Origin of the sequence: Cupriavidus sp. MP-37 (genome assembly GCF_020618415.1) — a bacterium.
Classification (GTDB): Bacteria; Pseudomonadota; Gammaproteobacteria; order Burkholderiales; family Burkholderiaceae; genus Cupriavidus.
Genome location: NZ_CP085344.1, coordinates 2,761,717 through 2,786,478 on the forward strand (window position 1 = coordinate 2,761,717; position 24,762 = coordinate 2,786,478).

Here is a 24,762-nt window from a genome sequence, read left to right on the forward strand (position 1 = left end):
CAAGCCTGCGGTATGCCACCGCCTGCCCTCACCCCCTGCCCCTCTCCCGCAAGCGGGAGAGGGGAGCAAACCATCGGTGCCCGGGAGGGCAACCTAGCGTCCGCTTCAATCCCCCAGCGCCACCCCTTCCCGCCGCGGATCCGCCCCACCGGCCCACACCGTCTTCCCGTCCGGTCCCTGGCGACGCACGATGGCCTGCGTGCCACTGGTCATCTCGATCGCCGTCACCTGATGGCCGCGCGCCTGCAGCGCCTGCACCAGGCCTGGCGACACCAGGCCCTGCTCGACTTCGGTCGGGCCGTTGCGGCTGCCGAAGTTGCCCATGCCGATCGCCGCCTGCAGGTCGAGGTTCCAGTCGAGCATGCCGACCAGCGCCTTGGATACGTACTCGATGATCTGCGAGCCGCCCGGCGAACCGACCGTTGCCACCAGCTGGCCGCTCTGGCGGTCGAACACCAGCGTCGGCGCCATCGATGAACGCGGGCGCTTGCCCGGCTGAACGCGGTTGGCCACCGGCTTGCCGTTTTCGCTGGGCACGAAGGAGAAATCGGTGAGCTGGTTGTTGAGCATGAAGCCGCGCACCATCAGATGCGAGCCGAAATACGATTCGATCGTGGTGGTCATCGAGATGGCGCCGCCGCGGTCGTCGACCGCGACGATCTGCGAGGTGGAAATGCGCGGTGGCGAGCGGTCCGGCGCGTAGGCCATCGTGGCGCCCGGGGGCGTACCCGGCTGGGCCTTGCCCATGCTTTGCTCGCCGATCAGTTCGGCGCGCGCGGCGAGGTAAGACGGGTTGACCATGCCGCTGACGTCGACCGGCACGAAGTCAGCATCGGCGACGTAAAGGCCCCGGTCGGCATAGGCCAGGCGGTCGGCCTCGGCAATCGCATGGACCGCGTCGGGGTGGGCTTCCAGCTGCGCCGGCGTGTTCACCGCCTGCGGCTTGAGCGCCGCCAGCGCGTATTTGGGATTCTTGGTTTCCAGCGCCTGCAGGGTACCGAGGATCTGCGCGATGGCGATGCCGCCCGACGACGGCGGCGGCATGCCGCAGATCTTCCAGCGCTTGTAGTCGGTGCACACCGGCACGCGCTGCTTGGCGCGGTAGCTGCCCAGGTCGGCCAGCGACAGGGAGCCGGCATTGCTGCCGCTGTTCACCTTGGCCACGATATCGCGCGCGATCGGGCCGCCGTAGAGCACGCCCGCGCCGCGCCGGGCAATGTCGCGCAGCGTCTGCGCTAGCTTCGGGTTCTTCAGCACCGTGCCGGCCGGCTTGGGCTTGCCCTGGGCATCGAGGAAGTAGGCGGCCATCTCCGGCGAACCGGCCAGGAACTTGTCGGCGGCGACCTGGGTGTAGAGCCGTTGCGAGATCGGGAAGCCCTTTTCCGCCAGGTCGATGGCGGGCTGGAACAGCCTGGCCCAGGGCAGGCGGCCGTGCTTGCGGTGCACCATCTCGAGCGCGCGCAGCACGCCCGGCGTGCCGACCGAGCGCCCGCCGATCTGGGCCTCGCTGAACGACATCGGCTTGCCGTCCGGGCGCAGGAACAGGTTCTCGGTGGCGCCGGCGGGCGCGGTCTCGCGGCCGTCGAAGGCCTGCACGTTCTTGCCGTCCCAGTACATGATGAAGGCGCCGCCGCCGATGCCGGTGGCCTGCGGCTCGACCAGCGTCAGCACCGCCTGCATGGCGATGGCGGCGTCGATGGCCGAGCCGCCCTGGCGCAGCATGGCGCGCCCGGCCTCGGTGGCGAGCGGATTGGCCGCGGCCGCCATATGGCGCTGCGCGTAGACGGTGGCCATGCCCGGGCGATAGCCCGAGGCCACCTCCGGCGCCGGCGGCATCGCGGTGGGCGGAGCCGCGGCCGCCGGCGCACTGGTGGCGGCCGGCGTGTCCGTACCTGTGCCCGCGGTACCACAGGCACCGAGCAGCGCCGACAGGGCCAGCGCCAGCGCGCCGCGCCACGCCATCGAAGTAAGGTCAGGGTGAGCCATGCGATATCTCCGGGCAGATGGATCAAACGATTGTAGTGGCGATCGCGGCATCCCGCGAGGAAGGAAGTCTGGCGTTGGCCACATCTGTATCGGACGGCCGGCGGCAGAAATATTTCGCCCCGCCTCAACCCCACCGGCCCGCATCGCCCGTTACATCGACAGGCGGTCACGCCGGCGCCCTGCCCGCGGCCTTCCAGGAGAACAACATGCAACCACGCGCACCGGTCATCCTTTCCAGCCTTGCCGCAGCCCTCGCGCTGGCGCTGGCCGCATGCGGCGGCCCTTCGCAGCCGCTGCCCGAGCAGGCCTCCCAGCCGGTGTCCCCGCCGGTGTCCCCGGCAATGGCCCCGGCTCCGCACGCGGACCACGCCAGGGCAGCGCAGTCCAAACCCGTCGCGGAAATGCACAGCATCGAGCCGCACGCCACGCTGGCAATGCAGCACCCTTACCCACTGCCGGCACCCGCGCCGGAGGAGCGCGAACGCTACGGCGCCATCGAAGAGAACGGCGTCCGGCTGGTGGCGCAGGCGCCGGTATCCACCTTCAGCATCGATGTCGATACCGGCAGCTACAGCAACGTGCGGCGCCTGCTCAATGCCGGCCGGGTGCCGCCGGCCGATGCGGTGCGCGTGGAAGAACTGCTCAACTACTTCCCCTACGACTACGCCCCGCCCGCCGACGGCCGCCCGTTCGCCGTGCACACCGCGCTGGCGCCCGCGCCATGGCATCCGTCCAATGTGCTGCTGCGCATCGGCATCAAGGGCAAGGACGTCGCCAGCGGCGCGCTGCCCGCCGCCAACCTGGTGTTCCTGGTCGACGTGTCGGGCTCGATGAACTCGCCGGACAAGCTGCCGCTGCTGAAGTCCTCACTCAAGCTGCTGGTGAACCAGTTGGGCGCGCAGGACCGCATCACGCTGGTCACCTACGCCGGCAGCACGCGCGTCGCGTTGCCGCCCACGCCGGGCAGCGACAAGGCCGCCATCAGCGCCGCCATCGACCAGCTGGTGGCGGGCGGCAGCACCGCCGGCGCCAGCGGCATTGCACTGGCCTACCAGGCCGCGCAGCAGAGCTACATTACCGGCGGAATCAACCGCGTGCTGCTTGCCACCGACGGCGACTTCAACGTGGGCGTGACCGACTTCCGCCAGCTCAAGAGCATGGTCGAGGAAAAGCGCAAGTCGGGGGTGTCGCTGTCGACGCTGGGCTTCGGCACCGGCAACTACAACGAGCAGCTGATGGAGCAGCTGGCCGATGCCGGCGACGGCGCGTACTCCTACATCGACAACCTGATGGAAGGCAACAAGGTGCTGGTCAGCGAGATCAGCTCGACGCTGGCCACCATCGCGCGCGACGTGAAGATTCAAGTGGAGTTCAACCCGGCCACGGTGAGCGAGTACCGGCTGATCGGCTATGAGAACCGCATGCTGGCGCGCGAGGATTTCAACAACGACAAGGTCGATGCCGGCGATATCGGCGCGGGCCATACCGTGACCGCGCTGTACGAGCTGACGCTGGCGGGTCAGCCCGGGCTGGTCGACCCGCTGCGCTACCAGCGCGCGGCGCCGGCAACGGGGCGCGCTGGCGAACTGGCGCACGTGCGGCTGCGCTACAAGCTGCCGGCGGCCAGCACCAGCCAGTTGCTCGATGTCACCGTCGCGCGGCAGGCGCTGCGCCCGCTGGCGCAGGGCGACGACGACTTCCGCTTTGCCGCGGCGGTGGCCGGCTTCGGCCAGGTGCTGCGCGGCGGCAAGTTCACCGGCGCCTGGCGCTACGCCGATGCGCGCGCGCTGGCGCAAGGCGCGCGCGGCGCCGACCGCTTCGGCTACCGCGGCGAGTTCGTCAAGCTGGTGGACCTGGCGCAAAGCCTGGCTTCGGCAACGCCGGCCGCCTCTCATGGCAGCGCACCGGCCGGACATGCGGCACGCTGAGCCGCACCGCGGCGCACAGCCGGCGCAGGGTGGCGCGGACTGTCGTGCCGCGCTGCGCTCTCCTATACTCGGGCGCATGCAGGCTGCCGCCCCCGCCCCATCCGCTGCCCCCGCCGACGCGCTGCGTACGCTGCCGGACCACGACCTGATGCTGCTGGTCGCGGGCGGCATCATCGAGCAGCCGGTCACCGAGCTGTTCCGCCGGCATAACGCCGGCCTCTACAACTACCTGGCCTGGCTGTGCCAGGGCAATACCGGCGAAGCCGAGGACCTCGCGCAGAAGACCTGGGTCAAGCTGATGACCCGCTGCGGCGACTACCAGCCGAGCGCGGCGTTCCGCACCTTCCTGTTCCAGATCGCGCGCAATGCCTGGCTGGACCAGGTGCGCAGCGCCGATGCGCGCCAGCGCGACGCGCTGGACGACCACCTGCCCGAGCTGCCCGCCGACGACCTGTCGCCGGAAGCGGAACTGCAGCTGCGACAGCACGCGCAGCACGTCCACCGCGCGCTGCTGCAGTTGCCGGTCGCGCAGCGCGAAGTGGTGGTGCTGCGCTTCTTCAGCAATATGAGCGTCGAAGAGATTGCGGCGATGCTGGGCGAGAAGTTCGAGACCGTGAAGAGCCGGCTACGCTATGCCTTTGCACGACTGCGCGCGGATCTGGCCGGCAGCGTGCCGGAGTCGCGGCCATGAGCGCCGCTGACCGTTTCATCGCCGGCGAGGACCGGCTCTCGGCACTGCTGAAAGCCGTGCCGGCCTACCCGCCGCCACCGGCACTGGAAGCCTCCGTGCTTGCCGCCGCGCGCGCCGCGCAGCAGCAGGCCGACGGCGCCGGGCTGCCCTTTGCTGCGCCGCCGGCACTGGCCGCCGCCGTGCTGGAAGAAGCCGCGCGGCTGCAGGCCGCCCAGGCGGCGCGGCGCGATGCGGTGCTGGCGCGGGTGGCCGCGGGCGAGGCGGCGGAAGACGTGTTCGGCGCACGGCTCGGCCCGGCCGCGGCCGGGTGGCTGCAAGCCCGGGCTGCGGAATCCGCCCGGAACACCGCACCGCCATCCTCCACGCCCAGCCTCACGCCTGCCGCACGCGCGCGCCGGTGGTGGCGTTCGCTCGGGCTGGTCGCCAGCGTCGCCGCGGTGGCCGGGCTGACCACCAGCATCGTGCTGCGGCAGATCGACGATGGCGCGCTATCGCCGACGGAGACCGCCGAGATGGCGGCGGCCGAGATCGCCGCGCCCGAGCCAGCGCCGGCAGCGTCGACGGCACCATCGCCACCCTTGCCGGAGACCGCCGCGGCATCGCCCCCCAAACCCGCAGCGCCAGCCGCCAAGGCCGCTCCGCCTGCGACCCGCCCGGCATCTCGCGCAGCGCCCGGCACAGAGGCGACCCGAAGCGTTCCGCACGAACCCGCGCTGGACCGCGAGGCCCCGACACCAGCGAGCCCGGCCGCGCCGCAGGCGCCGGCTGACGCAGCCATCGCGCAAGCCGCACCATCAGCGCCCGCGCCTGCCGCACCGCCGGCCTTTGCACTCAAGGCTGCCCCAGCGATGGCTGCGCGTGCCCCGGCGGCGGCGTCCGCCCTCACCGTCTCGACCCGGGACGATCCCGCGGCCATCGCGGCGCGCCTGGGCACGGCAGCGCCGCTCGGGCTGTGGGCAGCCGAGCCCGACCATGTGGAGATCCGGGAATGGGCGCAACGGCTGTGGCAGGCGATGCCGGCGGGTCTGCGCCCGCCCGTGCCGGTTGCGGTGCAGGCCGATCCCACGCTGGCGCCTGGCCAGGTACGGATCGAGCTGCGTGGAGAGTTGCCGCCGGGCGCGCCGCAATGAGCGCGCCGCGGCATGGTGGTCAGCGCGTGGTGGTCAGCGCGTGGTGAACGACCAGCTCAGGTCCACCGGCTGCGCGCCGAGACGGCCCGTCACCCGCACGGTATAGCGCTGCTGGCTGGCCAGCGGCGCCACCGGCGTGCACACCGCCAGGCCGCGCGCCGCGCTGCTCAGGCCCGAGGAACGGCTGTCGACCTTGATGCAGTTGACGTTGTTGCCTGCCGCATCGGTGATGACGAAGTTGTCGGCATCGAACTGCAGCGAGGTATTGATCGCCTGCAGCGACACCGGGTAGCCCATGGTGCGGTTCTCATAGCCCGGCGCCGGATTGGGGCTTTCGGTGTTGACCCAGTTGACCGGCACGTCGTTCTGGCCATCGAACGGATAGGCCACCATCTGGTTGTCGCTGCCGCCGCGGACCCGGTCGGCGAGGTCGACGGTCTGGTAGTAGCTGGCCGAGGTGCCGCTGCCGTCGGCGCCCACGCGCTCGGCAAAGCCGCTGCCGGCCGAGCCATAGCTGCCCAGCAGCGCGGCGCGGTGGAACGGCGCGTCCACCAGGTCCGACACCAGCGCGTCCTTGGGCGACATCGACAGCTGCGCATTGGCCACCGAGGTCCAGCGGTTGGCGCCGGCCACCACTTCCGCGGTGGCATCGGTCGGATAGGCGGCCTGGATGCGCTCGTGGGCAGTGGCGCCGGTGTAGCCCGGATTGCCGCTGCTTTCGTCGTGCGTCAGCGTGGCGTTGGCCAGCATGTAGTCGGTATGGGCCTGCGCGGCGGCATTGAGCGGGTCGCGCGCCGCCAGCGGCGGCAGGCCCACCTGCTCGCGGCGATAGTTGGCGTAGCACAGGCCGGCGCTGCGCGGCTCCTCCAGTACGCGGTAGTTGCTGACCGCGCTGCCGCGCGCCGGCAGCAGCGAGATGCCGCTGCCCGGCGCGGCGGCCGGCGCCGGACCGCTGACGGTATAGCAGGCCCCGGCCGTGATAGTGGTTGTGGTAGAACCGGCCGGGGAGGTCGGCGACGGGGACGTGGCTGCGCTCTGGCCGCCAGCCGGCGCGCTGGCCTGCGCGCCGGACGGCGCCGATCCGCCTGGCGCGGCACTGGCGGTGGTGGCACCGTCGCCGCCATCGCCGCCGCCGCAGGCGGCCAGCGCCAGCGCCGCGGCGGTACAGAGCGCGGTCAGCGCCAGCGTGGTGTGCCGCGCGCGGCGCGACGGCATGGAGTGGCAATCAGCAGGCAGGCGTTTCCCAATCATCGGTCTGAGTCGTCGTGGTGGAGTCGGCGAATTGGTCTGCCCCGCGGGATCCGCGAGCGCGGACAGCCGGCGCGATAACCCGTCGCGGGCACCGTGCAGGACGGGCTCGCGGTGGCTGCGCCGGGGGCAGAAAGACCGGACGATGGTATGGGCCGCGACCGCGAGGGTCTAGCCCGCGAACAATTGCTTACGTGTGACCCGCGCGCGCCGCACCTGAATCGAATTGGGCCGCGGCAATGTCGGTCGAGCGCCGTCAGCCGGCAGCGGCCACGTCGCCCATGCCGCTGCCGAGCGAGGCCATCACCGCCATCAGCTGCTCGCGCAGCCAGCGGTTGGCGCCGTCGTTCTCGCCGCCCGCGTGCCAGTACAAATGCAGCTCCAGCGACGGCACCTTGAACGGCAGCGACAGCAGCCGGTTGGCATAGGGCTCGTTGGCGATGCGCGCATAGCGCAGCGGCAGCGTGGCGAGCAGGTCGGTGCAGCTGACCACGCGGCACGCCGCGGCGTAATGCTGGCAGCGCAGCCGCACGCGCCGCGTCAGGCCCATGCGATGCAGGGCCTGGTCTTCGAGCCCCGCGCCGCGGCGGCGCGACGACACATGCACGTGTTCGGCCGCGAGGTAGCGCTCCAGCGTCAGTTCCTTCTTCACCAGCGGATGGTCGCGCCGTGCCAGCACCACCATCGGGTCGGCCATGAACGGGGCATGGTGGATCGCCGGCGACACCGGCAGCAGGATGTCGAGCGCGGCGTCGATGGTGCCGGCCAGCAGCTCCGATTCCATCTCGCGCCGGTCGAAGCGGATCGCGGCGATCTCCACCTGCGGCGCCATCGCCGTGACGCGGCTCATCAGCGGCGGCAGCAGCGTCGACTCGAGCGCATCGCGCATGCCGATGGTGAAGCGGCGCACGGTGTTGGTGGGATCGAAGTGCGGCGTGTCCTGCAGCGTGCGCGCGAACGATTGCAGCGCGCTGCGGACCTCGGCCGCCAGCGAACGCGCCAGCGGCGTGGGCGCCATGCCCTGCCCGCGCCGCTCAAACAGCGGATCGTCGAACAGCGTGCGCAGCCGCCCCAGCGCGTGGCTGACCGCCGGCTGCGTCAGGTTGAGCTGGCGCGCGGCCGCGGTGATGCTGCCTTCGCTGTAGATGGCGTCGAACACGACGAAGAGGTTGAGGTCGATGCGGGAGAGCTGCATGCTGGTGATTCTGGCACGGAATGCAGGGAATTGATACTGGCAAATCCAGAAAATTCATTTTTCTAATTACCCGCTTTCAGATAGAGTGCATTCCATCGGCAAGGTATTGCCTGAAGACCCAGCCAACCGGCGCCGTCGGCAGCCGGCGCCCACCGATCCCGTAGCGAGGAGACCACATGGATTTCGCGTACAGCCCGAAGGTCAAGGAGATGCAGGCCAAGCTGCTGGCCTTCTTCGACCAGCACATCTATCCGAACGAAAAGCGCTTCGCCGAGGAGATCGACGCCAACCGCCGCGCCGGCAACGCCTGGATCCCGACCAAGGTGATCGAGGAACTGAAGCCGCTGGCGCGCGAAGCCGGCCTGTGGAACCTGTTCCTGCCGCGTTCGCCGCGCGCCCCGCAGGGCCTGTCGAACCTGGAATACGCCACCCTGTGCGAGATCATGGGCCGGGTGCCCTGGTCGGCCGAGGTCTTCAACTGCGCGGCCCCGGACACCGGCAACATGGAAACGCTGGAGCGCTACGCGTCGGAAGAACTGAAGGACCAGTGGCTGGAGCCGCTGCTGGCCGGCGAGATCCGCTCGGCCTTCCTGATGACCGAGCCGGCGGTGGCGTCGTCGGACGCGACCAACATCGAATGCCGCATCGAGCGCGATGGCGACCACTACGTGATCAACGGCACCAAGTGGTGGTCGTCGGGCGCCGGCGACCCGCGCTGCAAGGTCTACATCGTGATGGGCAAGACCGATCCCGATGCCGGCCGCCACGAGCAGCAGTCGATGGTCGTGGTGCCGGCCGATACCCCGGGCATCACCATCAAGCGCTTCCTGCCGGTGTTCGGCTACGACGACGCGCCGCACGGCCATATGGAGATCGAACTGAAGAACGTGCGCGTGCCGGTCTCGAACATCCTGCTGGGCGAAGGCCGCGGCTTCGAGATCGCGCAGGGCCGCCTCGGGCCGGGCCGCATCCACCACTGCATGCGCAGCATCGGCGTGGCCGAGCGCGCGCTGGAACTGCTGTGCAAGCGCGCGCTGTCGCGGGTGGCGTTCGGCAAGCCGGTGTCAGCCCAGGGCGTGACGCAGGAGCGCATCGCCGAAGCCCGCTGCGAGATCGAGATGGCGCGCCTGCTGACGCTCAAGGCCGCGTACATGATGGACACGGTCGGCAACAAGGTGGCCAAGGCCGAGATCGCCATGATCAAGGTGGTGGCGCCCAACGTGGCGCTGAAGGTGATCGACTGGGCCATCCAGGTCCACGGCGCCGCCGGCATTTCCAGCGACTTCCCGCTGGCCAGCTGGTGGGCGCACCAGCGCACGCTGCGCCTGGCCGACGGTCCGGACGAGGTGCACCGCAACGCCATCGCCAAGCTGGAGCTGGCCAAGCACATGAACGTCAACCCGGACACCATCAAGATGCCGGTGGCGCGCGGCTTCTGAGCGCGCGGATGTGCCGGCCGGGCTGGGCCCGGACGCGCCGGCGCGGCCCGCCCCTGCCGGCATTGTGGAAAACGCGCAGCCTGTCTGCGCGTTTTTTTCTTCTGTGCTTAAATCGCGCGGTTCGCCACGTCGGTGGTTGACGTGGCCGTTCCCATGAATGCAGCCAGGAGATCCCTGCAATGATCGACGTCTACACCTGGGCCACGCCCAATGGCCACAAAGTCCACATCATGCTGGAGGAGTGCGGACTGGAGTACAAGGTCCACCCGATCAACATCGGCGCCGGCGACCAGTTCGGCGAGGACTTCCTGAAGATCAGCCCCAACAACAAGATTCCCGCCATCGTCGACCCGGACGGCCCCGACGGCAAGCCGATCTCGCTGTTCGAATCGGGCGCGATCCTGCTCTACCTGGCCGGCAAGACCGGCAAGTTCCTGCCCGAGGACGTGCGCGGCAAGTACGAGACGCTGCAGTGGCTGATGTTCCAGATGGGCGGCGTGGGCCCGATGCTGGGCCAGGCGCACCACTTCCGCATCTATGCGCCCGAAAAGATCGAGTACGCGGTCAATCGCTACACCAATGAAGCCAGGCGCCTGTACGGCGTGATCGACACGCAGCTGTCGAAGCACGAATGGCTGGCCGGCGACCAGTACACCATCGCCGACATCGCCACCTTCCCGTGGCTGCGCAGCTGGCAGAACCAGGGCGTGGAGCTGGACGACTACCCTCACCTGAAGCGCTGGTTCAACCAGATCGCCGAGCGTCCCGCGGTCAAGCGCGGCGTGGAGGTGCTGGCCAGCGCGCGCAAGGCGCTGCAGGACGACAAGGCGCGCGAAGTGCTGTTCGGCGCCACGCAGTACAAGCGCCACTGAAGGTTGCGCGGCGGCCGGCGGCTGCGCTGTCCGCGCATGGCGCCGGTCCGCAGCCACGCCGGCCATCAGGCCAGCGCCAGCGCAGCGCGCGCCACGGCGTGGCCGCCCGCGCGCCGGCCGCCGCGCGCGGACACGCCATCATGCGGGGCGGCGTCCGCGCCGAAGCAGCACAGCAGGCCGGTGCCGGGCACCAGCACGTCGAGCCGGCATGACTCGTGCGCGTCCGGCGCGTAGAGCGCGCCGGGCTGCAGGAAGGCCATGTCGCCGCCGCCAAGCACCAGCGCCCCCTGCCAGTGCAGGGCAATGGCACCCCGGTAACACAGCGCCCAGCGCAGCCCGCGCGCCTGCAGCTGCCGGCCCCAGTCATCCACCAGGCCATCCAGCAGGACAAACTCCGGGCGCATCCCCTGCTGCGCAGGCCAGCCATCCGCATCCGGCAGGTCCGCCAGCGCATCCGGCCCGGCCACGCCATCGGTACCAGTACCGGCACCGACCGGAGCCAGGGCGCCCAGCGCGCACTGCCACGCGCCCGCGGGCATGGCCACGGGGCGCATGGCATCGCCCGGGTCTTGCGGCACCGCGCGCACCAGGATGGTGTCGGCCACCGCCTGCACCTGCATCGGGACGCCGGGCGCGGGCGCGAACAGTTCGCCGCCGCCCACCAGCAAGCTGCCGCGGCCGGGCGAGGACAGCCGCAGGCCGCCGCGCAGGCAGCCCCACCATTCATGGCAATCCGCTGAAAATTCAGGCTGGCGCTCGCCGGCGCAGAGGAAGACGTAGTCGCAGGTGCAGCCGAGACCGGCAGTGGCGGCAAGCAGGCGTGGCTGGAATCCGGGAATGAAATCCGACGGCGCGCGGCGGTCGGCATCGCTGGCGCGCATGCGCGCCTCGAACAGCGTGAAGATCTGCATGGCAATCCCCCTGCAGGGCGACAGGCGCGATGCGCCTGCCCGCGCAGCCGGCGCACGCGTGGCGGCGTGACGCTCAGTCTTGCGCAATAACCCGTCTGGCGCGGCGCTGCGATGCAGGCCGCCCGGTTGATGCCATCGTGCCGCGCCAATGCCTGGCGCGCCCCTCAATTTGCGGATCGGACACCGATAGTGAGGATGAGGATAAGTTGTCGTGGCCTCAAGGTCAAACCCTTAGCCTCAGACCACTCCGAACTTTTGTTGATCCCATGACCTCTCGAAATCTCAGACTTTTCGGATTGCATCTCGCCTGGCTACGCAAGCAACGCGGCTGGTCCCAGGAGACCCTTTCGCTCGAAAGCGGACTGTCGCGCTCCTACCTGAGCGGCATCGAAAGCGGCAAGCGCAACCTCGCGCTGGCCAACATCTGCAGGCTGGCCGAGACCCTCGCCGTACCGACCGCCGAGATGCTCGACTTCAGCCGCCACGACGCCAGCCAGCTGCAGGTCGAGCAAGCGCGCGCGCCGTTCGGCAACCGCCAGCGCGCGGCGATCGAGGCCACCGTGCACCATATGTCCGAGCTGAGCGAGCCCGAGCTGAACCTGGTAGCCGCGGTGGCGCGGGCGCTGGCGGGCAAGGGCAGCTTCCGCCCGGCGCTTGGGCACGCCGGTTCCGGCGCACGCTGCGCGCCCGATGCCGAGGCCAGTCCCGAAAGCTAGACTCCCAGCATGCCCTGCCGTTCGATGAAGCGAATCACGTCGTCCAGGCCCTGCCCCGACTTGACGCTGCCCATCACGAACGGCCGGCTGCCGCGCATCTTGCGCGCATCGCTTTCCATCACCGGCAGCGATGCGCCGACATACGGCGCCAGGTCGGTCTTGTTGATCACCAGCAGGTCGGACTTGGTGATGCCCGGCCCGCCCTTCCTAGGAATTTTCTCGCCCCCGGCGACGTCGATGACGTAGATCGTCAGATCAGAAAGTTCTGGGCTGAAGGTCGCGGCCAGGTTGTCGCCGCCGGACTCGATGAAGACCACGTCCGCATCCGGGAAGCGCGCCAGCATGCGGTCCACCGCCTCGAGGTTGATCGATGCGTCCTCGCGGATCGCGGTGTGTGGGCAGCCGCCGGTCTCCACCCCCAGGATGCGCTCAGCCGGCAGCGCGCCGGAGATCGTCAGCAGGCGCTGGTCCTCCTTGGTGTAAATGTCGTTGGTGATCGCGACCAGGTCATAGCGGTCGCGCATCGCCTTGCACAGCATTTCCAGCAACGTGGTCTTGCCGGAGCCGACGGGGCCGCCGACGCCGACGCGCAGCGGAGGGTTTTTCTTGGTACGGGCGAGGGTCATGGTGCGGGTTCGGTTCAGGATCGGAACAGCCGGGAGTACTGCGTTTCGTGGCGTGCGCACAGCAGTCCCAGCATCGGGGAAAACGTCGACAGTTGCGGCGGCGTGGCATCGGCGCGGTGCGCGGCTTCGTCGACGGTATCGAGCACCGCGCCGTGCAGACGCCGCAGCATGTGCTGCCCCGCCACCTGCCCCAGCGGCACCGCCTTGATCGCCGCGGCCACCTGGTTCTCGGCCCAGTTGAAGCAATAGGCGGCCAGGCCGTCGCGCGCGCCGATCTCCAGCGCAACGCAGGCGGCCGTGAACGCGCTCGGCAGGCATACGGGCGACAGCGTCGCGAGCGCATCGCGCAGCGACGGCGCGCCCCACTCCATCTGCGCGACCAGCCTGGCCAGCGACCAGCCCATCTGCTCGGTCTCCAGCCGTAACTCCGAGGTCTCGCGGGTGGCATGGAACCAGTCGTTCCAAGTCCGTACCTGCGCGGCGTCGCCCGCCTGCCAGTGGCGATGCAGCAGCAACCACAACGGCGCCTCGCATTGCGCCTGGACATGCCGCAGGTTGTCGCGGATCCAGCGCTCGGCGGTGGCGGCGTCATGCACGACACCGGATTCGATTGCGGCTTCGAGGCCTTGTGAATAGCTGAAGCCGCCGATGGGTAGCGACGGCGAAGCGAGGTGCAGCAGGGCGATGAGTTGGTGGAGGTTGGTCATGGCTCGCCCAGAGGAACGGTGCGCTCCAGCACAAACTGACGGATCGTTTCCAATACCGCGTCCGTCTGCCCCAGCACCTCGGAGTTCCAGAAGCGCAAAACATGGAAACCTTGCCGCCGGAACCAGGCATCGCGAGCCGCGTCCCCGGCGTCGCCGTGCTGACCTCCGTCTGCTTCGATCACAAGCTTGGCGTCGATGCAAACGAAATCGACGATGAATGGTCCTATCTGGTGTTGCCGCTTGAATTTCAACCCCATGAAGCGGCGGTCGCGTAGTTGATACCAAAGACGCTGCTCAGCGTTGGTCTGGTGCGCACGCAGCAAGCGAGCGAACGCCGGCTTCGGCATACGCTCGCCCTCACCCCCTGCCCCTCTCCCGCAAGCGGGAGAGGGGAGCAAACCCGCAGCGCCGGACAGCACTGCAGCACCTGATACTTGCCGATTGTTGGCTCCCTCTCCCGCGCGCGGGAGAGGGTTGGGGTGAGGGCCAGGAGCGTCCACAAGGTCCAGGCCAGCGGTACGTCCGCAAGCGGGCAGCACGTGCCGATGGTTGGCTCCCTCTCCCGCGCGCGGGAGAGGGCTGGGGTGAGGGCCGGGAGCGTCCACAAGGTCCAGGCTAGCGGTATGCCCGCGAGCGGAAGACGTCAGTTTGGATGCGTTGAATTCGTTATCTCTGGCCATCGTTCGCGCCCTCCCTCCACACCGACCATACACATCACAGCCGATGCCCACAATGCTCCCCATGGACATGCTCGCCATCATGACCATGCGAGTGCGAGTGCGAGTGCCCATGATGCTCATGAAACACCGCCTGCGCCGCCGCATAATCCTCCGCGAACGTCGCATCATGCCCATGCTTGTGCCCGCCGCCATAGGCGCCCGCTTCCGGCTCGAACGGCAGCTCCGCGCGCTCCGCGTGCACGCCCAGCCGCTGCAGCATGTCGGCCAGCACTGCGTCATATTCGAGCCGCAGGTAGTCGCGCCCGATCTCCACCGGGGTGTGGCGGTTGCCGAGGTGGTAGGCCGCGCGCATCAGCGCGTGCGGGTCCTGTGCGCGCACTTGCAGCACGGACTCGGCGGCGGCCTGGACCTCGATGAAACTGCCGTCCTCCGCCACCAGCAGGTCGCCGCCGCGCAGCACGGTGCCGCGCGGCAGGAACAGCGCGGCGTCGGTGCCGTTGTCGAGCACCGCGCGCAGGCGGCTCTTGCTGCGGTCGGCGAACGGCAGCACCAGCTTGGGGGCGCGGCGCACCAGCACGCTGGCGATGCCGTGCGGCGCGGTCAAATGTTTATCAATCTTCAGCATGGCAGCTCCGCCCCCATCAAAACAAGAAATAGCGCTGCGCCATCGGCAGCTCGGTGGCGGGCTCGCACATCAGCAACTGGCCGTCGGCGACGACCTGGTAAGTCTCGGGATCGACCGTGACATGGGGTTGCCAGTCGTTGTGGACCATGTCGCGCTTGCTCACGGTGCGGGTGCCGCGCACGGCTGACAGCGTCTTGGCCAGCCCGTAGCGTTCGCCGATGCCGGCCGCCAGCGCCGCCTGCGAGACGAAGGTCAGCGAGGAACGAGGCAGCGCGCCGCCGGCCGCGGCGAACATCGGCCGGTAGTGCACCGGCTGCGGCGTCGGGATCGAGGCATTGGGGTCGCCCATCGCGGCCGCGGCGATCATGCCGCCCTTCAGGATCAGGCTGGGCTTGACGCCGAAGAACGCGGGCCGCCACAGCACCAGGTCGGCCCACTTGCCGACTTCGACCGAGCCCACCTCATGCGCAATGCCATGGGTCAGCGCCGGGTTGATGGTGTACTTGGCGACATAGCGCCGGACGCGGAAGTTGTCGTGCCCGCCGCGCGCATCGTGCGGATCGCCTGGCAGCTTGCCGCGCTGCGCCGCCATCTTGTGCGCGGTCTGCCAGGTTCGGATGATGACTTCGCCGACGCGCCCCATCGCCTGCGAATCGCTCGAGATCATCGAGAACGCGCCGAGGTCGTGCAGGATGTCCTCGGCGGCGATGGTCTCGCGGCGGATGCGGCTTTCGGCGAAGGCGATGTCCTCGGCGATCGACGGGTCCAGGTGGTGGCACACCATCAGCATGTCGAGATGCTCGTCCAGCGTGTTGACGGTGTACGGGCGCGTCGGGTTGGTCGACGACGGCAGCACGTTGGCCTCGCCGCAAACCTTGATGATGTCCGGCGCGTGGCCGCCGCCCGCGCCTTCGGTGTGGTAGGTATGGATGGTGCGGCCCTTGAACGCGGCGATGGTCGCCTCGACGAAGCCGGCCTCGTTGAGCGTATCGGTGTGGATCGCTACCTGGGTGTCGGTCGCGTCCGCCACCAACAGGCAGGTGTCGATCGCGGCCGGCGTGGTGCCCCAGTCTTCATGCAGCTTCAGGCCGATGGCGCCGGCTTCGACCTGCTCCAGGATCGGCCCCGGCTGGCTGGCGTTGCCCTTGCCCAGCAGGCCGATATTCATCGGATAGGCGTCGGCCGCCTGCAGCATGCGCTCCATGTACCACGGCCCCGGCGTCACCGTGGTGGCGAAGGTGCCGGTGGCGGGCCCGGTGCCGCCGCCGATCATGGTGGTGACGCCGCTCATCAGCGCCTCGTCGATCTGCTGCGGGCAGATGAAGTGGATATGGCTGTCGATGCCGCCGGCGGTGACGATCATGCCCTCGGCCGCGATCACCTCGGTGCCCGGCCCGACCACGATGGTGACGCCGGGCTGGATGTCGGGATTGCCGGCCTTGCCGATCGCCGCGATGCGCCCGTGCTTGAGCCCGATATCGGCCTTGACGATGCCCCAGTGGTCGACGATCAGCGCATTGGTGATCACGGTGTCGACGCAGTCCTGCGCCATGCGCTGGCTCTGGCCCATGCCATCGCGGATGACTTTGCCGCCGCCGAACTTCACCTCCTCGCCGTAGATGGTGAAGTCCTGCTCGACTTCGATGGTCAGGCCCGTATCAGCCAGCCGCAGCCGGTCGCCGGTGGTGGGCCCGAACATCTCCGCATACGCCTGCCTGGAGATCGATGCCATCACAGCGCTCCCATGATCTTGCCGTTGAAGCCGTAGACGATGCGGTCGCCCGCCAGCGCCACCAGTTCCACGGTGCGCGTCTGCCCTGGCTCGAAGCGCACCGCGGTGCCCGCGGCGATGTTCAGGCGAAAGCCGCGCGCGGCCTCGCGCTCGAACGCGAGCGCGGCGTTGGTTTCGTAGAAGTGGAAGTGCGAGCCGACCTGGATCGGCCGGTCGCCGGTATTGGCCACCGTCACGCTGACGGTGGCGCGGCCGGCGTTGAGTTCGATCTCGCCTTCGGCTGGCATTAGTTCGCCGGGGATCATCGCGCTGCTCCTCAGGCCACCAGCAGGCCGGCGCCGTACAGCGCCACGCCCGCGCCGGCCGCGCGCGCGAGCCAGCCGGCGCGGCGGTGCAGCAGCGTGCCGGCGCCGATGCCCAGCAGGTGCAGCGCCATGGTGGCCGCGGCAAAGCCGCCGACGTAGGCCAGCACCGCCGGCAGCGCGCCCGCGCTGGCGGGCAGTTCCGCGCCATGCGCATAGCCGTGGAACACGGCGAAGCCGCCCACCAGCAGCGTGCCGGCCCACGCCGGCAGCCTGGCGCGCAGCGCCAGCAGCAAGCCGATCACCAGCAGCGAAGCGGCGATCATGGGCTCCACCGCAGGCAGCGCCAGGCCGGAGAGGCCGAGCGCGGCGCCCACCAGCATCAAGCCCACGAAAGCCAGCGGCAGGCGCAGCGTATCGGCGGCGGAGCGCGCTACCAGCGCGCTCCATACCCCCACCGCGGCCATTGCCAGCAGGTGGTCGGCGCCGGTGAACGGGTGCGCCAGGCCGGCCCACAGGCTGGCGCCGACGGTGGCGGCATCGTGGCCGGGATGGGCCAGCGCGGCGCCGGCGGCAACGGTCAGGGAAGCGCCCAGGGCAAGGCGCAGGCAAGCAGTACGGGTCATCGCGGTCATCGGCTTGGATTGGAACGGGTTATCGGCTTCGGTGATCAATGCGTACTCAGACAATGGGATGGTGCACGGTCACCAGCTTGGTGCCGTCCGGGAAGGTGGCCTCGACCTGGATCTCGGGAATCATCTCGGCCACGCCATCCATCACGTCGTCGCGCATCAGCACGGTAGTGCCTTCGTGCATCAGCTCGGCCACGGTGCGGCCGTCGCGCGCGCCTTCCATGATGGCGGCGGTGATCAGCGCCACCGCTTCCGGGTAGTTCAGCTTCAGCCCGCGGGCCTTGCGCCGCTCGGCCAGCAGCGCGGCGGTGAAGATCAGCAGCTTGTCTTTCTCGCGCGGCGTCAGTTCCATCTGTCGTTCCTGTCTGGTGTTCGGTTGCGTATTGACGGGCTACGTCGCCCACAGCCGCAGCGGTTGCGCGGCGACGCCATGCAGCGGCATGCGCAGCGCCTGCCAGGCGTCGGTCATGAGGTGGCGCACCGCCTCCATCTGCCGGCCCAGCACGCGCAGCAGCAGCATCGACTGGCCGTTGGCGGCAAGGCAGGTCACGCCGGCGCGCAACGCGGGCGTATAAGGCAGCCGCTCGGGCAGCCGCTCGGCCAGCGTTTCGGCAAGGTCCTGCGTGGCGCCTGCGCCGACGGCCCACAGCGTGCCGAGCACGTTCAGCCCGTCCAGCCCGGGCACGGCATTGCGCAGCGGCGATGCCGCCTCGATATGCGATTGTTCGATCCACAGCGCACGCTCGCCGGCGCCGATGCGGGTATCCAGCCACAGCGCGCCGCGCGCCCACTGCTCGCCCGACGCTTGCCGGCCCAGCACCACGGCATCCCAGCCGATCGCGCTGCCGCCCGGCGCGATGTCGAGCACGGTGGAAATCCGCGCACGCGCCTCGTCGAAGACGATGTTCTCCTGCGGCAGCCAGTCCAGCCGCGCGCCCTCGCCCACCGCCAGCCGCACCCGCTGGACCGCGTCGCGGCCGAGCGACTTGTACCACTTGGTGGCGCCCGGCGTGGCCAGCACCGCATGCGCGCCGGCCTCCACCGTCACATCGATTTCCAGGCTGTCGCCACCGGCCACGCCGGCCGGCGGATGCAGGATCACCGCGTGGCAGATGCCCCCTTCCGGATACAGCGGCTTCTGCACCAGCAGCGGGCCCTGGTGACGCCGCTCGGTCAGCGCGGTACGCTCGCCGCGCCGCGCAAAGCGCAGCTGCAGCGTCGCCTGCCACGCCGCCGGCATGGCGAGGGACGAAGGGAAATCGGGATGGCGCATGGCGAAGAATGGGCTTGCGCGCGTCCTACACGGCGATCAGCTCGCGCACGCCGTCCTGCTCCATGCTGGCGCCGGCGCCGCGCGCCACCACTTCGCCGCGGCTCATCACCACATAGTGGTCGGCAATGTGCCGCGCGAATTCGTAGTACTGCTCGACCAGCAGCACCGTCATGCCGAACTCGTCGACCAGCAGCCGCAAGGCGCGGCCGATGTCCTGGATGATCGAGGGCTGGATGCCTTCGGTCGGCTCGTCGAGGATCAGCAGTTGCGGCTCGCTCATCAGCGCGCGGCCGATCGCCAGTTGCTGCTGCTGGCCGCCGGACAGGTCGCCGCCGCGGCGCAGGCGCATGGTGCGCAGCACCGGGAACAGCTGGTAGATGCGCTCCGGCACGCCCGCCGGCCGCGCGCGGCTGGCGGCGCCGATCAGCAGGTTCTCCTCGACCGTCAGCCGCGGAAAGATCTCGCGCCCCTGCGGCACATAGGCCAGTCCGGCGGCAACGCGCTCATAAGGCGGCTTCTTCTCCAGCGGCCTGCCGTCCCACTGGATGCTGCCGCTGCGCGTCGGCACCACGCCCATCAGGCATTTCAGCAGCGTGCTCTTGCCGACGCCGTTGCGGCCGAGCAGCGTGGTCAGCTTGCCCGCCGGCACCTCGAAGCTGACGTTGCGCAGGATGTGGCTGCCGCCGTAGAACTGGTTCAGTGCATTGACCTGCAGCATGCCTATCTCCCCAGGTACGATTCGATCACGCGTTCGTCGCGCTTGACGCTGTCGAGCGTGCCTTCGGCCAGCACGCTGCCCTCGGCCAGCACCGTGACCTTGCCGGCGGCACCCGCCAGCGCGGCGACGAACTCCATGTCGTGCTCCACCACCATCATCGAGCAGCTGCCGCGCAGCCCGTTGAGCAGGCTGGCGAGCTGCATGGTCTCTTCATCGGTCATGCCGGCGACGGGTTCGTCGAGCAGCAGCAGCTGCGGCTGCTGCATCAGCAGCATGCCGATCTCCAGCCGCTGCTTCTGCCCGTGCGACAGCAGCCCGGCGGGCCGGTAGGCCTCGGCCTCCAGGCCGGTCAGCGCCAGCGTTTCTTCGATGCGGCGATGCCCGGCCGCGGTCAGCCGCGCGCGCAGCGACGACCACCAGCGCTTGTCGGCCTGCATCGCCAGCTCCAGGTTCTCCCACACCGCGTGCTGCTCGAACACGGTCGGCTTCTGGAACTTGCGGCCGATGCCGACCTGCGCGATGCGCGGCTCGGTCATCCGCATCAGGTCGATGGTCTGGCCGAGGAACACGCGCCCGCTGACGCTGGCGTTGCGCGGCCCGGTCTTGCCGGTGATGACATCCATCATGGTGGTCTTGCCGGCGCCGTTGGGGCCGATCACGCAGCGCAGTTCGCCATGGTCGATCGACAGGTTCAGCTTGTTGAGCGCGCGGAAGCCGTCGAACTGCACGGTCACGTCTTCCAGGTAGAGGATCGGGCCGTGCGACACGTCGATGGTGCCCGGCTCGACGATGCGCCCCAGGCCGGTGGCATCGCCGCTCTCGGCCTGGCTGTGTTCGACTGCGGCGTTCATGCTTCACCTCCGCTGCGGCCTGCGACCGCCGGCGTGGCATCGGGCTCTGGCGCGGCCGCCTGCGCGCGGCGCTCGCGCCAGCGCTGCCACAGCCCGGTCACGCCGTCGGGCAGGTACAGCGTCACCAGCACGAACATCGCGCCCAGCAGGAACAGCCAGTATTCGGCGAAGTGCGCGGTGAACAGCGTCTTGGCGCCGTTGACCAGGAACGCGCCGATCACCGGCCCGACCAGCGTGCCGCGCCCGCCCACGGCTACCCACACCGCCATCTCGATCGAATTGCCGGGCGACATCTCGCCCGGGTTGATGATGCCGACCTGCGGCACGTACAGCGCGCCGGCGATGCCGCACAGCACCGCCGAGAAGGTCCACACGAACAGCTTGTAGCCGAGCGGGTTGTAGCCCGAGAACATCACGCGCATCTCGGCATCGCGCACCGCCGTGACCACGCGGCCGAGCTTCGAGGTGACGATGTAGCGGCAGGCAATGAAGCCGGCCAGCAGCGCCAGGAAGGTCAGCACGAACAACGCCGTGCGCGTCTGCGGCGCGGCGATGGCAAAGCCGGCGATGCGCTTGAAGTCGGTAAAGCCGTTATTGCCGCCGAAGCCGGTCTCGTTGCGGAAGAACAGCAGCATCGCCGCATACGTCATCGCCTGCGTGATGATCGACAGGTACACGCCCTTGATGCGCGAGCGGAAGGCAAAGAAGCCGAACAGCCACGCCAGCACGCCCGGCACCAGCACCACCAGCAGCAGTGCATAGCCGAGGTGGTCGGTGCCGTGCCAGAACCACGGCAGCTCTTTCCAGTCGAGAAACACCATGAAGTCCGGCAGATCGCTCTGGTACACGCCTTCGCGCCCGATCGACCGCATCAGGTACATGCCCATGGCATAGCCGCCCAGCGCGAAAAAGAGGCCATGGCCGAGGCTGAGGATGCCGCAGTAGCCCCACACCAGGTCGAGCGCGATCGCCGCCAGCGCAAAGCACATGATCTTTCCCACCAGCGTCAGCGCATACGCCGACAGGTGCAGCGGATGGCCCTCCGGCAGCAGCAGCGCGCACACCGGCACGCCGATGCCGACGATCACCGCCAGCGCCAGCAGCGCGCTCCAGCCGCGCGGCGAAAACAGCGGCTGGCGTTCCGGCACGGCCAGCCGGAACGGTGCCGCGGAAGAATTCGATTGGAATCGATGCATCATGCCTCCGCGCTGCGCCCCTTGAGCGCGAACAGTCCCTGCGGCCGCTTCTGGATAAACAGCACGATCAGCACCAGGACCAGGATCTTGGCCAGCACCGCGCCATAGAAGGGTTCGATGAACTTGTTGAGGATGCCCAGCCCGAACGCACCGACGATGGTGCCGGCCAGTTGCCCCACCCCACCCAGCACCACCACCATGAACGAATCGATGATGTAGGCCTGGCCCAGGTCGGGGCCGACATTGCCGATCTGCGACAGCGCGCAGCCGCCGAGCCCGGCGATGCCGGCGCCGAAGGCAAAGGCGTAGCTGTCGACCTGCCAGGTGCGCACGCCCACGCACGCCGCCATGGTGCGGTTCTGCGTGGTGGCGCGCACGAACAGCCCCAGCCGCGTGCGGTTGAGCACCGCCCACGCCACCGCCACCACGGCCAGCGCGAACAGGATGATGACCACGCGGTTGTAAGGGATCACCAGCCCCGGCAGCCATTCGAAGCCGCCGCTCATCCATGCGGGATTGGACACTTCCACGTTCTGCGCGCCGAACAGCGTGCGCACTGCCTGCATCAGCAGCAGGCTCACGCCGAAGGTGGCCAGCAGCGTTTCCAGCGGGCGGCCGTACAGGTGGCGCAGCACCAGCCGCTCCAGCACGAAGCCCACCATGGCGGCGGCCAGGAACGAGGCCGGCAGCGCCGCGGGCAGATACCAGTCGAGCGCGCCCGGCGCATGGGCGCGGAACAGCGACTGCACCACGTAGGTGGCATAGGCGCCGATCATCAGGAATTCACCGTGCGCCATGTTGATCACGCCGATCAGGCCATAGGTAATGGCCAGGCCGAGCGCGGCCAGCAGCAGCACGCTGCCCAGGCTCAGCCCGGCGAACAGGTTGCCGATCACTTCGGCGCGGCGCTGGTCGGCCTGCAGCGTGTCCAGCGCCTGCTGCGCGGCTAGCCGCACGCTGCCATCGGGCTCGCGGTAGCGGCCGGCGCTGTCGCGCTCCACCAGCGGCGCCAGCTTCTGGCGGTTTTGCGGGTTGCTGTCGCGGCCCAGGATGCGGATGGCTTCGACGCGCGCCTCGCGCTCGGTGGCCTCGGGCGTGCCGGCCAGCACCAGGTTGGCCCAGATCACGTCCAGGCTGGCGCGCAGGCCGGCATCGGCCTCGGTCTTGCGCGCGGCCTCGACCGCCGCCAGCGACGCGCTTTCCGGCTGGTCGCGCAGCGTGGCCACCGCCTGCGCGCGCACCGCGATGTCCGGTGACTGCAGCAGCAGGCTGCTGGCGGCGCTGTCGACCAGCGCGCGCAGGCTGTTGTTCAGGGTCAGGGATGCGAGTTCGTCCGGCTTGACCGTGACCGGCTTGCCGGTGATGGCGTCGACCACCTTGTCGCCATCCTGGCGCACCATGCCGACCGACGGCGCGTATTGCAGGGCGTCGTCCTGCAGCGCCTTCAGGATCGGGCCGGCTTCGGCGGGCGCGGCCTTGGCCAACTCGGACAGCGCAGCGGTCTTGGCGTCGAAGTCGTCTCCGGCCAGCGGCTTCAGGTCGGTCTGCGTCAGTGCTGCTGTCCACGGCGCCGCCGTCAGCAGCAGCGCTGCCAGCAAGGCGCGCAGCCAGGGCATGGCGGTTCGGGATATCGGATAGCGCATAGGGGCTCGCCGTGACGAAAGTGGAAAACCAAGCTGAGGGTGTGCTCCCCTCTCCCACGCAGTGGGAAAGGGGCGGGGGGGCGGGGGTGAGGGCCGGCATCTATGACGAAGTGAGCGCCGTCGCATCGGTCAGCGCCCGCCCTCACCCCCTGCCCCTCTCCCGCAAGCGGGAGAGGGGAGAAAACCGGCGACGAGCGAACGCCCTACATCGCCTTGTCCGGCTTCCCTTCATTCCCCGCGATAAACGGACTCCACGGCTGCGCGCGCACCGCCTTCGGCGTCTTCCACACCACCGCGAACTGGCCGTCGGCCTTGACCTCGCCGATCATCACCGGCTTGTACAGGTGGTGGTTCTCGCCCATGGTCAGGGTGAAGCCGTCCGGTGCCTTGAAGGTCTGGCCGTACATCGCCGCACGCACCTTGTTGGTATCGGTGCTGCCGGCCTTCTTCACCGCCTGCGCCCACATGTGGATGCCCACGTAGGTGGCTTCCATCGGGTCGTTGGTCACGCGCTTGTCGCCGCCGGGCAGGTTGTTGGCCTTGACCCAGGCCGCCCACTGCTTGCGGAAGGCATCGTTCTCGGGATTCTTGACCGACATGAAGTAGTTCCACGCGGCCAGGTGGCCGACCAGCGGCTTGGTGTCGATGCCGCGCAGCTCTTCTTCGCCGACCGAGAACGCCACCACCGGCACGTCCTTGGCCTTGAGCCCGGCGTTGCCCAGTTCCTTGTAGAACGGCACGTTGGAATCGCCGTTGATGGTCGAGATCACCGCGGTCTTGCCGCCCTGCGAGAACTTCTTGATGTTGGCGACGATGGTCTGGTAGTCGCTGTGGCCGAACGGGGTGTAGACCTCTTCGATATCCTTGTCGGCCACGCCCTTGCTCTTCAAGAAGGCGCGCAGGATCTTGTTGGTGGTGCGCGGGTAGACGTAGTCGGTGCCGAGCAGGAAGAACCGCTTGACGCCGCCGCCCTCCTTGCTCATCAGGTATTCCACCGCGGGGATGGCCTGCTGGTTGGGCGCCGCGCCGGTGTAGAAGACGTTCTTCGACATTTCTTCGCCTTCATACTGCACCGGGTAGAACAGCAGCGCGTTGAGCTCTTCGTAGACCGGCAGCACCGACTTGCGCGACACCGAGGTCCAGCAGCCGAAGGTCACCGCCACCTTGTCCTTGCTGACCAGCTGGCGCGCCTTCTCGGCGAACAGCGGCCAGTTCGACGCCGGGTCCACCACCACCGGCTCCAGCTTGCGCCCGAGCACGCCGCCGCTCTTGTTGATCTCGTCGATGGTCATCAGCGCCACGTCCTTCAGCGACGTTTCCGAGATCGCCATGGTGCCGGACAGCGAATGCAGGATGCCGACCTTGATCGGCTCTTTGGACTGCGCCAGCGCCAGCGGGCTGGTACCGATCATCGCCGCGGCGGCCAGCGCCGACAGCTTCAGCATGTCACGTCGTTGCATTTGCAGCTCCCGTTTATGGTGTTGGTCAGGGACTACGCTCCCCGGGTGATGCATCTGCAACTAGCGTGCCACGGCGATATCGCACGCGCGGCGCGGCCACAGGCGGTGCGTGCGGCCGGACGCTGCCTGCGGGTCGCGGACGCACCATCGCCGTGCAAGGAAATGGCGCACTGTGACAGTGCGTGTCGGCCAGCGCGGGCA

The 24,762-nt window shown here is 69.2% G+C and carries 24 protein-coding genes; 6 read left to right on the top strand and 18 right to left on the bottom strand.

Annotated features, from left to right (window positions below; translation table 11 throughout):
• Window positions 1-105: 105 nt before the first annotated feature.
• Complete coding sequence (gene ggt, locus LIN44_RS12735; protein ID WP_227312382.1) at window positions 106-1,986, bottom strand: gamma-glutamyltransferase; 1,881 nt, start codon at window positions 1,984-1,986, stop codon at window positions 106-108.
• Window positions 1,987-2,192: 206 nt separating this feature from the next.
• Between ggt and LIN44_RS12740 the strand changes: the two genes are divergently transcribed.
• The 3 genes from LIN44_RS12740 (at window position 2,193) to LIN44_RS12750 (ending at window position 5,735) form a co-directional block, all read left to right on the top strand.
• A complete protein-coding gene (locus LIN44_RS12740; RefSeq protein ID WP_227312383.1) occupies window positions 2,193-3,914 on the top strand; it encodes a VWA domain-containing protein in 1,722 nt (573 codons plus the stop codon).
• A gap of 76 nt (window positions 3,915-3,990) precedes the next feature.
• Window positions 3,991-4,605: a sigma-70 family RNA polymerase sigma factor gene (locus LIN44_RS12745; protein WP_227312384.1), complete on the top strand. Its 615-nt coding sequence runs from the start codon at window positions 3,991-3,993 to the stop codon at window positions 4,603-4,605.
• Window positions 4,602-5,735: a hypothetical protein gene (locus LIN44_RS12750; protein WP_227314427.1), complete on the top strand. Its 1,134-nt coding sequence runs from the start codon at window positions 4,602-4,604 to the stop codon at window positions 5,733-5,735. The genes LIN44_RS12745 and LIN44_RS12750 overlap by 4 nt, the downstream gene beginning before the upstream one ends.
• Window positions 5,736-5,768: 33 nt before the next feature.
• Here LIN44_RS12750 and LIN44_RS12755 read toward each other — a convergent pair whose 3' ends face one another.
• Both LIN44_RS12755 and LIN44_RS12760 read right to left on the bottom strand, forming a co-directional pair.
• Window positions 5,769-6,986: a CAP domain-containing protein gene (locus tag LIN44_RS12755; RefSeq protein WP_370641572.1), complete on the bottom strand. Its 1,218-nt coding sequence runs from the start codon at window positions 6,984-6,986 to the stop codon at window positions 5,769-5,771.
• A gap of 253 nt (window positions 6,987-7,239) precedes the next feature.
• Entirely contained in the window at window positions 7,240-8,178 is a 939-nt protein-coding gene (locus tag LIN44_RS12760; RefSeq protein ID WP_227312386.1) for a LysR family transcriptional regulator, read from the bottom strand.
• A 176-nt stretch (window positions 8,179-8,354) separates the two neighbouring features.
• Here LIN44_RS12760 and LIN44_RS12765 point away from each other — a divergent pair, with 176 nt between their 5' ends.
• Both LIN44_RS12765 and LIN44_RS12770 read left to right on the top strand, forming a co-directional pair.
• Complete coding sequence (locus LIN44_RS12765; protein ID WP_227312387.1) at window positions 8,355-9,617, top strand: acyl-CoA dehydrogenase family protein; 1,263 nt, start codon at window positions 8,355-8,357, stop codon at window positions 9,615-9,617.
• A 179-nt stretch (window positions 9,618-9,796) separates the two neighbouring features.
• Window positions 9,797-10,489 (top strand): glutathione binding-like protein, encoded by a 693-nt coding sequence (locus tag LIN44_RS12770; protein WP_227312388.1) that lies wholly within the window; start codon window positions 9,797-9,799, stop codon window positions 10,487-10,489.
• Window positions 10,490-10,554: 65 nt separating this feature from the next.
• On the opposite strand, the gene LIN44_RS12775 is transcribed toward LIN44_RS12770, so the two are convergent.
• Window positions 10,555-11,400: a hypothetical protein gene (locus tag LIN44_RS12775; protein WP_227312389.1), complete on the bottom strand. Its 846-nt coding sequence runs from the start codon at window positions 11,398-11,400 to the stop codon at window positions 10,555-10,557.
• Between the two features lie 296 nt (window positions 11,401-11,696).
• Here LIN44_RS12775 and LIN44_RS12780 point away from each other — a divergent pair, with 296 nt between their 5' ends.
• Window positions 11,697-12,116 carry a helix-turn-helix domain-containing protein gene (locus tag LIN44_RS12780; protein ID WP_255638000.1) on the top strand — a complete coding sequence of 140 codons (420 nt, stop codon included), beginning with the start codon at window positions 11,697-11,699 and terminating at the stop codon, window positions 12,114-12,116.
• Here LIN44_RS12780 and ureG read toward each other — a convergent pair.
• From ureG to urtA, 14 genes are all read right to left on the bottom strand, one after another.
• Window positions 12,113-12,742 carry an urease accessory protein UreG gene (gene ureG, locus LIN44_RS12785; protein WP_227312391.1) on the bottom strand — a complete coding sequence of 210 codons (630 nt, stop codon included), beginning with the start codon at window positions 12,740-12,742 and terminating at the stop codon, window positions 12,113-12,115. The two genes, LIN44_RS12780 and ureG, sit on opposite strands and share 4 nt — an antisense overlap.
• Before the next feature lie 14 nt (window positions 12,743-12,756).
• Complete coding sequence (locus LIN44_RS12790) at window positions 12,757-13,449, bottom strand: urease accessory protein UreF (protein ID WP_227312392.1); 693 nt, start codon at window positions 13,447-13,449, stop codon at window positions 12,757-12,759.
• Window positions 13,446-13,796, bottom strand: a complete 351-nt coding sequence (locus LIN44_RS12795) for an endonuclease domain-containing protein (RefSeq protein WP_227312393.1) — start codon at window positions 13,794-13,796, stop codon at window positions 13,446-13,448. The genes LIN44_RS12790 and LIN44_RS12795 overlap by 4 nt, the downstream gene beginning before the upstream one ends.
• A gap of 367 nt (window positions 13,797-14,163) precedes the next feature.
• On the bottom strand, window positions 14,164-14,754 hold the full coding sequence (ureE, locus tag LIN44_RS12800; RefSeq protein ID WP_227312394.1) for an urease accessory protein UreE: 591 nt from the start codon (window positions 14,752-14,754) through the stop codon (window positions 14,164-14,166).
• 16 nt (window positions 14,755-14,770) lie between these two features.
• Window positions 14,771-16,486 (bottom strand): urease subunit alpha, encoded by a 1,716-nt coding sequence (ureC, locus tag LIN44_RS12805; protein WP_227312395.1) that lies wholly within the window; start codon window positions 16,484-16,486, stop codon window positions 14,771-14,773.
• Complete coding sequence (locus LIN44_RS12810; protein WP_227312396.1) at window positions 16,486-16,791, bottom strand: urease subunit beta; 306 nt, start codon at window positions 16,789-16,791, stop codon at window positions 16,486-16,488. Before LIN44_RS12810 ends, ureC begins: the two co-directional genes overlap by 1 nt.
• 11 nt (window positions 16,792-16,802) lie before the next feature.
• A complete protein-coding gene (locus LIN44_RS12815; RefSeq protein WP_227312397.1) occupies window positions 16,803-17,414 on the bottom strand; it encodes a HupE/UreJ family protein in 612 nt (203 codons plus the stop codon).
• A 55-nt stretch (window positions 17,415-17,469) separates the two neighbouring features.
• Window positions 17,470-17,772 carry an urease subunit gamma gene (locus LIN44_RS12820; RefSeq protein ID WP_227312398.1) on the bottom strand — a complete coding sequence of 101 codons (303 nt, stop codon included), beginning with the start codon at window positions 17,770-17,772 and terminating at the stop codon, window positions 17,470-17,472.
• A 39-nt stretch (window positions 17,773-17,811) separates the two neighbouring features.
• On the bottom strand, window positions 17,812-18,693 hold the full coding sequence (locus LIN44_RS12825; RefSeq protein ID WP_227312399.1) for an urease accessory protein UreD: 882 nt from the start codon (window positions 18,691-18,693) through the stop codon (window positions 17,812-17,814).
• A gap of 25 nt (window positions 18,694-18,718) precedes the next feature.
• Window positions 18,719-19,411, bottom strand: a complete 693-nt coding sequence (gene urtE / locus LIN44_RS12830) for an urea ABC transporter ATP-binding subunit UrtE (RefSeq protein WP_227312400.1) — start codon at window positions 19,409-19,411, stop codon at window positions 18,719-18,721.
• Window positions 19,412-19,413: 2 nt separating this feature from the next.
• On the bottom strand, window positions 19,414-20,262 hold the full coding sequence (gene urtD / locus LIN44_RS12835) for an urea ABC transporter ATP-binding protein UrtD (RefSeq protein WP_227312401.1): 849 nt from the start codon (window positions 20,260-20,262) through the stop codon (window positions 19,414-19,416).
• Window positions 20,259-21,458, bottom strand: coding sequence for an urea ABC transporter permease subunit UrtC (urtC, locus tag LIN44_RS12840; protein WP_227314398.1), 1,200 nt, complete (start codon window positions 21,456-21,458; stop codon window positions 20,259-20,261). Before urtC ends, urtD begins: the two co-directional genes overlap by 4 nt.
• Window positions 21,458-23,101: an urea ABC transporter permease subunit UrtB gene (gene urtB / locus LIN44_RS12845; protein ID WP_227312402.1), complete on the bottom strand. Its 1,644-nt coding sequence runs from the start codon at window positions 23,099-23,101 to the stop codon at window positions 21,458-21,460. The genes urtC and urtB overlap by 1 nt, the downstream gene beginning before the upstream one ends.
• Before the next feature lie 203 nt (window positions 23,102-23,304).
• The gene (urtA, locus tag LIN44_RS12850; RefSeq protein ID WP_227312403.1) at window positions 23,305-24,561 is read right to left on the bottom strand and encodes an urea ABC transporter substrate-binding protein; all 1,257 of its coding nucleotides are present in this window, start codon (window positions 24,559-24,561) and stop codon (window positions 23,305-23,307) included.
• Window positions 24,562-24,762 lie beyond the last annotated feature (201 nt).

Bases quoted from the DNA above. Each gene is read 5' to 3' on its own strand.
- ggt (WP_227312382.1), bottom strand. From the start codon at position 1,986: ATGGCTCACCCTGACCTTACTTCGATGGCGTGGCGCGGCGCGCTGGCG.
- LIN44_RS12740 (WP_227312383.1), top strand. From the start codon at position 2,193: ATGCAACCACGCGCACCGGTCATCCTTTCCAGCCTTGCCGCAGCCCTC.
- LIN44_RS12745 (WP_227312384.1), top strand. From the start codon at position 3,991: ATGCAGGCTGCCGCCCCCGCCCCATCCGCTGCCCCCGCCGACGCGCTG.
- LIN44_RS12750 (WP_227314427.1), top strand. From the start codon at position 4,602: ATGAGCGCCGCTGACCGTTTCATCGCCGGCGAGGACCGGCTCTCGGCA.
- LIN44_RS12755 (WP_370641572.1), bottom strand. From the start codon at position 6,986: ATGATTGGGAAACGCCTGCCTGCTGATTGCCACTCCATGCCGTCGCGC.
- LIN44_RS12760 (WP_227312386.1), bottom strand. From the start codon at position 8,178: ATGCAGCTCTCCCGCATCGACCTCAACCTCTTCGTCGTGTTCGACGCC.
- LIN44_RS12765 (WP_227312387.1), top strand. From the start codon at position 8,355: ATGGATTTCGCGTACAGCCCGAAGGTCAAGGAGATGCAGGCCAAGCTG.
- LIN44_RS12770 (WP_227312388.1), top strand. From the start codon at position 9,797: ATGATCGACGTCTACACCTGGGCCACGCCCAATGGCCACAAAGTCCAC.
- LIN44_RS12775 (WP_227312389.1), bottom strand. From the start codon at position 11,400: ATGCAGATCTTCACGCTGTTCGAGGCGCGCATGCGCGCCAGCGATGCC.
- ureG (WP_227312391.1), bottom strand. From the start codon at position 12,742: ATGACCCTCGCCCGTACCAAGAAAAACCCTCCGCTGCGCGTCGGCGTC.
- LIN44_RS12790 (WP_227312392.1), bottom strand. From the start codon at position 13,449: ATGACCAACCTCCACCAACTCATCGCCCTGCTGCACCTCGCTTCGCCG.
- LIN44_RS12795 (WP_227312393.1), bottom strand. From the start codon at position 13,796: ATGCCGAAGCCGGCGTTCGCTCGCTTGCTGCGTGCGCACCAGACCAAC.
- ureE (WP_227312394.1), bottom strand. From the start codon at position 14,754: ATGCTGAAGATTGATAAACATTTGACCGCGCCGCACGGCATCGCCAGC.
- ureC (WP_227312395.1), bottom strand. From the start codon at position 16,486: ATGGCATCGATCTCCAGGCAGGCGTATGCGGAGATGTTCGGGCCCACC.
- LIN44_RS12810 (WP_227312396.1), bottom strand. From the start codon at position 16,791: ATGATCCCCGGCGAACTAATGCCAGCCGAAGGCGAGATCGAACTCAAC.
- LIN44_RS12815 (WP_227312397.1), bottom strand. From the start codon at position 17,414: ATGACCCGTACTGCTTGCCTGCGCCTTGCCCTGGGCGCTTCCCTGACC.
- LIN44_RS12820 (WP_227312398.1), bottom strand. From the start codon at position 17,772: ATGGAACTGACGCCGCGCGAGAAAGACAAGCTGCTGATCTTCACCGCC.
- LIN44_RS12825 (WP_227312399.1), bottom strand. From the start codon at position 18,693: ATGCGCCATCCCGATTTCCCTTCGTCCCTCGCCATGCCGGCGGCGTGG.
- urtE (WP_227312400.1), bottom strand. From the start codon at position 19,411: ATGCTGCAGGTCAATGCACTGAACCAGTTCTACGGCGGCAGCCACATC.
- urtD (WP_227312401.1), bottom strand. From the start codon at position 20,262: ATGAACGCCGCAGTCGAACACAGCCAGGCCGAGAGCGGCGATGCCACC.
- urtC (WP_227314398.1), bottom strand. From the start codon at position 21,458: ATGCATCGATTCCAATCGAATTCTTCCGCGGCACCGTTCCGGCTGGCC.
- urtB (WP_227312402.1), bottom strand. From the start codon at position 23,101: ATGCGCTATCCGATATCCCGAACCGCCATGCCCTGGCTGCGCGCCTTG.
- urtA (WP_227312403.1), bottom strand. From the start codon at position 24,561: ATGCAACGACGTGACATGCTGAAGCTGTCGGCGCTGGCCGCCGCGGCG.